The organism is Frankia sp. Mgl5, assembly GCF_023242985.1.
In the GTDB taxonomy this organism is placed as follows: domain Bacteria; phylum Actinomycetota; class Actinomycetes; order Frankiales; family Frankiaceae; genus Parafrankia; species Parafrankia soli.
Window position 1 is genome coordinate 1 of the sequence record NZ_JALKFY010000017.1, and the last position, 316, is coordinate 316.

Annotated in this window: 1 protein-coding gene; it reads left to right on the top strand. The window is 55.1% G+C overall.

What is annotated here, in order from left to right:
- A partial coding sequence (locus MXD62_RS08155) for an ABC transporter permease (protein ID WP_248828795.1) occupies positions 1 to 309 on the top strand: 309 nt, incomplete at its 5' end.
- Positions 310 to 316: the final 7 nt, after the last annotated feature.

Sequence of the window (316 nt, forward strand, 5' to 3'; positions counted from 1 at the left end):
GCGCTTGGCAGCCGGCACTGGCGGATTATTTGGCGTCATCTGTTGCCCAACTGTATGCCCTCCGTCATTGTATTGGCCTCTCTCGCGTTGGCAAGGGCGATTCTGATGGAGTCTTCGCTCAGCTTTTTGGGCTTGGGCGTCAGTTCGCCAACACCCAGTTGGGGCTTCATGATGAGCACGGGACGGCCTTATATCGCAACTGCATGGTGGCTGGCAACCTTGCCGGGCATCGCCATCTTAATCACGGTATTAGGCATAAACCTGGCGGGCGATCGTATTCGTGATTTGCTCGATCCAAAAGTGGACTAATTGCTGC